General features: G+C 40.3%; 4 protein-coding genes. 1 reads left to right on the forward strand and 3 read right to left on the reverse strand.

What is annotated here, in order from left to right:
- A partial coding sequence (locus AAC037_RS19140; RefSeq protein WP_339904857.1) for an alkaline phosphatase family protein occupies positions 1-1,189 on the forward strand: 1,189 nt, incomplete at its 5' end.
- 19 nt (positions 1,190-1,208) lie between these two features.
- Here AAC037_RS19140 and alr read toward each other — a convergent pair.
- The 3 genes from alr to AAC037_RS19155 form a co-directional block, all read right to left on the reverse strand.
- A complete protein-coding gene (gene alr, locus AAC037_RS19145) occupies positions 1,209-2,369 on the reverse strand; it encodes an alanine racemase (RefSeq protein ID WP_339904858.1) in 1,161 nt (386 codons plus the stop codon).
- The gene (locus AAC037_RS19150; RefSeq protein ID WP_339904859.1) at positions 2,363-4,357 is read right to left on the reverse strand and encodes a hypothetical protein; all 1,995 of its coding nucleotides are present in this window, start codon (positions 4,355-4,357) and stop codon (positions 2,363-2,365) included. The genes alr and AAC037_RS19150 overlap by 7 nt, the downstream gene beginning before the upstream one ends.
- Before the next feature lie 8 nt (positions 4,358-4,365).
- The coding region (locus tag AAC037_RS19155) for a carboxylate--amine ligase (RefSeq protein ID WP_339904860.1) at positions 4,366-5,316 on the reverse strand (951 nt) is incomplete at its 5' end.

Consider the following 5,316-nt stretch of genomic DNA (forward strand, 5'->3'; position numbering starts at 1 on the left):
TGAGTGGGAAGGCTTAGCCAGACTGTTTGATCTAAATCAAGTAGACCAAGTGTATCGAGGAAAAAAGGGGGATGACGTTTTTGAAAAAGCAGTGAATGCATTTTTTGAAGACAAACCTGATTTCCTATTCTTAAACATTGATGAGATTGACCATTTTGGACACCATGATGGACATGATTCTGAAGCTTATTTTAATGCTATCACGCACTACGACAGCCTAATTGGCCGTTTCATTCAGCAACTTGAGCAGGAAGGGCTGATGGAAGAAACTTTATTGATGATTACCGGTGACCACGGTGGCATCAATAAAGGACATGGAGGCACTTCTTTAAATGAATTAGAAATACCTATCATCATGTATGGAGCCGGAGTAAAAAAAGGGTTGATCATAGACAAGCCATGCTATATTTATGACGTTCCGGTAACCTTGGCCTACGCCATAGGCATAACTCCTCCCAGTGCAGGGATTGGCAGACCCATTCTTGAAGCCTTTGACAAAAATAGTACCTCAGCTCCATATGTGCCTATGCCTTTGGTTGCCCCTATTTCAGGTTTGTATTCACAGCCCCCTATTTCAGTGGAAATAAAGGTAGATGATGCAACGGCGGAAATTTTCTATTCCTTAGACGGATCCATACCTACTAAAGAAACAGGTATAAGATACGACAAGCCTATTCAAATTCTCAACAACACCATTGTTACGGCATTAACCTATAAAAGTGGAATATATAGCCGCCCGGAAATTAACCAATACAGAATAGGGAATGACGAAGAAGGTAAAATATTTTGGGATTATTATGAAGGAAATTTCACTCAACTCCCCGATTTTACAGGTTTGAAAGCTATAAAATCAGGGAAAAGTAAAGAATTTAGCCTGAAGCATATCTCCCACCGATCCGATCATTTTGCTATTCAATTTAAAAGCACTTTGTCTCTTCCCGGTTCAGGTAAATATACCTTTTATACCCAATCAGATGATGGAAGTAAAGTTTTAATAGATGGTGAGGTACTTATAGACCATGATGGCTCTCATTCCAGTAGTTTAAAAAGCAACCATATTGAGTTGGAAGAAGGCCTTCATTCCATTGAGGTTTTGTACTTCGATGACATTTCCGGGGAGGAACTAGAAATATACATTGAAGGTCCAAACATCCCCAAACAAATAATTACGGACAAGTTTATTCAATAGGTTTACTTTTTCGGTAAAACTATTTTTTGATTACTGTTCGGGGGATTGCAGCAGGTAAGCGACTTAGCATTTCATTGTTTAAAAGCTGTGTGGCATTGGTAAAACTTGAAACATTGATAACATTGTTTTTTTGCCTTCCTATCAAAACCACTTCATCCCCAACTTCCACTTTTTCAATATGCGTAATGTCTACCATAAATAAATTCATATTAATCAGGCCTACTATTGGGGCTTTTTTCCCATGAATCAGCACCTGACCTCTATTGGAAAGGGCTCTGGGGTAGCCATTTGAATACCCCAAAGGGAGTACAGCAATTCTCATATTCTGTGTGGCCTGAAAAGCCGTACCATAACCGATAAATTCACCTTGATCCACTGTTCTAATATCCATGATATCCGTTTTCCAGTTAAAAACTCTTTTCATCGTTGAGTCGGAGCTTTTATTGGTTTGGTGCAAATGCGCATAATAAACATCCGGACTTGGCCAGAAGCCATACTGTGCCACTCCTATCCTAACCATATCATAGACAGTATCCTTCATCGCCAAAGCTGCAGCGGAACAGGCAATATGTCGAATTTCGGGGATCATTTTTTTATCCTTACAAGTTTTTAGAAAACCTTTGTACCTCTTGTGTTGTCTGTCAATCTTAAATTGATTGGAAACACTTTCTGCACCACCAAAATGTGTGCAGAGGCCTTCAAATTTCAACCACTCCGCATTTTGTTTTAAAAAGGCAAGAGCTTTTGGAAATTCCTGGGCATGCATTCCTGTTCGGTTGGCACCGGTTTCTACTTCTACATGTACCAAAGCTTGCTTCCCCACTTTTTTGGCTTCCTCCAAAACCTTAGCAAGTCGATTGAAATTATAAACGAAAAAAGAAATCCCATTAGAAATGGCCCAACCCAGATCTTCTTCATAAATGATCCCCATGATCAACACCTTGCTTTCTGCTTTGCAGACATTCAATACTTGTTCGGCTTCAAAGGAAGAAGCCACGGAAAAATGATTGATACCGCATCTTTCCGCCATGGGGACAAATGCTTCTATTCCATGTCCATAGGCATTGGCCTTGACCACCGATGATAGTATAGGCTTGTCCCCAATCTTCTTTCTAATGAAGTTTACATTGCCTTTATAAGCAACTTGATTTAATTCTATTCTCGAGGAATGTTTTACCATTGTTTTTTTATTTCCCGCCAGGTATAGGATTTTCCCCAACTATTTTTTGCTAGTTCTTTTACTTTATTTACTTCGTTTTGAGGTACCTCATCCATTTTTGCTGTAGCATCAAGATTGTTGTAATGAAAAGCGTAAATTCTTGCGGCAAACTCGTGAATTGGAAGGGAGGATTCCCCGTGATTTTCTCCATTTCCATAGACTGATGGACAAATTCCTTGGCCCCAATTTTGACGTCCTTCATTGTTAGGGTTTAGGAAATAAGCTCTAATTATGCCTTGGGGGTCTTTTTCTACACGAAGTAATGAGATTGCGTGGAAACCCAACATCTCTCCTTTTGCAGAGGTTATAAATATACCTACAGGATTTGGGTATACTAGCCGGTGTCCACCATTGTATTGAGGATGGCACATGGCATAAAACACTTTAACAAAACCATCAAAATCAACGATAGCATTGGATAAATAATCATAGGCAGAGGCAAAACCTATTTGTATCCACTGTCCATACAAACCAGGGTTTACCCATTTGTGAGGATCTTCCCCCCTACCTGAGGCCCTTCGCATCATTTCATTATAGATCTTATCCAGCATAGGCACTAAGGTCACCGAAACGGCATCCAGTTGATGATCTAATTTTTGAACCAAACCCAAAGCTGATTCTGAATATTTTATTTCCTTTCCTTCAAACCGGAAACTTAAATCATTATGCACTGCTGCAGCATGTACCATATGAATCAGCTTAGCAGGTGCATGTTGACTCCACATACTGATTCCTCTGGCACTTTGACAAGTCGGGTTGTTGCCCTGCCCTACTCCAAGGGGTTGACCTAATATTCTTAGTAAGGCCCCGATTAGAAATTGCTTGGGACTTACCTCTCCTTTAGCGTTGCCTAGTGACTTGATGATTCTTTCTTTAACTTTTGGATGCAGGGAGATCGTTAGCAGGTTATGTAATCCTGCCCGGACAGCCGATCGAGACAAAACACCGTTTTCTAAACTTTTGGCCAAACCATAGATACATTGAGCATTGTTGGGATGAATTACATCCACAATTAAGGCACAGACAAATTCCTGATATTCACTAAACCAGGCCAAACCGGATTCATTAAGTCCCAGGCATTTGGCTACCACCTCATAATGCTTGTTTTTGACCAAAAACAATAGTAAACTGGCCTGATAGCTACTCACCAAGCCATTGGATAGCATGCCCTCACTCATCTGTTCTGCTTCAACCATCAACTGCGCCTCAGACAAAGCATTTAAATATTCTTCATACTCCTTATAGGTTTTACCCTCTGTACCAATGGAAGGACGATAAATCGATCGCTGAAAAGCCAATAAGTCTTTATCAGCAGGGTCATTAGGATCCAATGCTATTTTCTCTTTGACCAAGGCTATAATTCTCCTTTGCTTTTCCGTCACTACAGGCCTTTGCTCGCAAATCAACACCAGTTCATCAACCAATGAAGCCTTCACCTTTGACAATTGGATTTGTTCAGAAATAAAGCCAAACAAGGTGTGCACCTTGTTTAGCTCATGCTCACTCATCAAAAGGCGGGTTTCTTCCTGCGGCTCGTTAAAAACGAACTCAAGATTCAGCACCAACACCTCCTGCAAATAAGTTTCTGCCTCCCCAATTAAATTGTCTGGAGCTTGAATTTCACCCCGAGCAATAGCAAGCATCCTAAGCTCACTAAGCAGTTCAAAGGTTGAATTGGGATGACCACTCTTAAATGTGCCATTCACCAGTTGAGGCACTAACTTGGAGGGGTTTTCCCAAGGGGTACCTTTAAATATTCCAGCTTGATTAAGGGCCGGAATGCGTTTATAAATCTGCAAAATACCCTCTAAGTTTCCACACCAAGCATCAAGTTGTCCAACTATTTTTTTTGCTTTCTCTTCCCTCGTCAGCACGGTGGCTGATTGATAGCTCTCAAACAACTCATCAAAGGATTCAATTTTATTTTTTGAGATTACATTTTCTTGCATACAATTATTTAATGGTAAAAATCTACATTTTCGTAGTGTAATAATAGTTCGGACATACGGTCCGGATCATCTCCTTTAAAGTTTACCGTACCAAAATGATTGCCAAAACCATCTCTGGAATTGACCTTTTGACTGGTTAAAGGAGGTACCAAATTGTGATCCAAAAAGAAAGGCTCTTCTTTAAGTTCCTCAGGAATCACCAGTTGGGAAATTTCATTTTTATGGGGGTAAATCATTACGTTACCGTAAAAGGTTTTGGGTCTGGCATCCAAGGGAGGTAGCAATTCTTTGAGCTCTTCCTCGGTAAGCTCAGGGTCATGACAACAAACAAAGGCTGCCAAAGCATCAAACCCATAAGCCTGCCCACATAGTTCCAAAATATGACCACCGGGAATTCTACAAGCCACCTCACCAAAGCTTAATTCATCATTTTCAGTCAGAAACCATTCAGGGTGAATCATTCCGTATTGGATACCAAATAAATCCACCAACTTTTGCATTTCTTTCATGATCTTTTCCCTTTTGGTATGAAGGTAATTTCCTTCGGGAATAAAATTAGAATAACCCAGCTTTACATACTCCGTGATATTTAGAAACCGAATTTTACCTCCGTGAACAAAAGCTTCACAAGAAAACTCTTTGCCCGGTAGGTGACTTTCAGCCAAACAGGGAAAATCGTCATCTTGACATTTCTCTTCAATATCTGCTTTGGATTTTAAAAGGCGATGCCCTACTGTTCCTGCTGAAGCGAAGGGCTTGATATGAACCCAGCTGTCTTCTTCACCATCTACTTGTAGGTTGGCTTGATTGAGCCTATTCATAAAGTTGACCACACCTTCTTTGTTGTAAACCTCTTCAAAAAGACCTACCCTTAGGCCTCCTATTAAGGCTTTTCTCTTCATCATTGCTTTGTTTCTAAAAAGAAATGCCCTATTCAGTACTTTCGGATCATCCCTATA

The sequence above is a fragment of the uncultured Cyclobacterium sp. genome (assembly GCF_963976465.1).
Taxonomy (GTDB): domain Bacteria; phylum Bacteroidota; class Bacteroidia; order Cytophagales; family Cyclobacteriaceae; genus Cyclobacterium.